Here is a 945-nt window from a genome sequence, read left to right as displayed (position 1 = left end):
AGCTCTTAAGCTCTAACTTGGGCATTTCGGATAAAGAATGGTATCTCAAACTGCGCAGTCCCCCACTTGCAACTGGCTTTGTGATACGCATAAAGACGCTTGCTAACGGGAAACACTGAGCATTGCAGCCTTAGTGAAATTCAATAAAAAAATGCAAAAATGATGATTACGATTCAATGATGCCTGGCACCAGCCCCCTTTATCCACTTAAAAACAGCCATTCAGATAAAAGTGACAATACCTAGTTGTTAATTAGATAAAGCTAATGTAGCATTCGACTATATAAGGAAAACCTAATTTACAGAGAATAAATGGAGAAGTGACAGATGTTCATGATAGAGCTAAATGATACTGGCTGGAGATACTGGCTGATAACGGCTGTACTGCTTAGCTACGGAGTAATCGACGACCCGATGGGGTTTGTGTTTGCTATAGGCCTGACCGTCGTTCATCTGCTCCACTTTGTCATCAGCAAACGAAGTGTTACCGCATTTCCAATACAGGTTCGATTCTGGTACTTGTCGCTGCTGTTGTTGGCACAGATCGAGGGGCTTGGTTGGATATATTGGATCCCGGCAATAGGCACTTGGGCTCAAGTCCTCTTTGGATACTGCGCCATGGCACGTCTTGTTTCACTGTTGCCCTGGAATAGCAATGAGCGTTTTTCAATTGCTCTGATCAGACGAACATTGCTTGCCCGCCCGGTTAAAGGCAGCATTAAGCAAAAGGTTGCCACTGACAGTTAATCGACCAAGGGGCTGGCAAAGTGACAAAGGGATCGGAGTCTGATCCCTTTGTCCTATAATTGCTGACAGTGGCTTCCTGTTTCCTAGTCTAATATTCCAGGCCCTTGGCAGAGATGGCAATGAGCAGACAGCTGAAAATTTTGGTACTGGTATTGCGAATCAAGATGAACAGGATACGAATAAGCAATAACTCTAAGTG

The 945-nt window shown here is 44.3% G+C and carries 1 protein-coding gene; it reads left to right on the top strand.

Annotated elements, in window-relative coordinates:
* The first annotated feature begins 326 nt into the window (after window positions 1–326).
* Window positions 327–746: a hypothetical protein gene (locus tag MD588_RS25870; RefSeq protein ID WP_265700830.1), complete on the top strand. Its 420-nt coding sequence runs from the start codon at window positions 327–329 to the stop codon at window positions 744–746.
* Window positions 747–945 lie beyond the last annotated feature (199 nt).

This window comes from Photobacterium obscurum (genome assembly GCF_026191635.1).
Lineage (GTDB): Bacteria > Pseudomonadota > Gammaproteobacteria > Enterobacterales > Vibrionaceae > Photobacterium > Photobacterium obscurum.
The sequence above is the reverse complement of the archived record's forward strand: the minus strand, read 5'-3'. Positions and strand labels throughout refer to the sequence as shown.

Bases quoted from the DNA above. Each gene is read 5' to 3' on its own strand.
- MD588_RS25870 (WP_265700830.1), top strand. From the start codon at position 327: ATGTTCATGATAGAGCTAAATGATACTGGCTGGAGATACTGGCTGATA.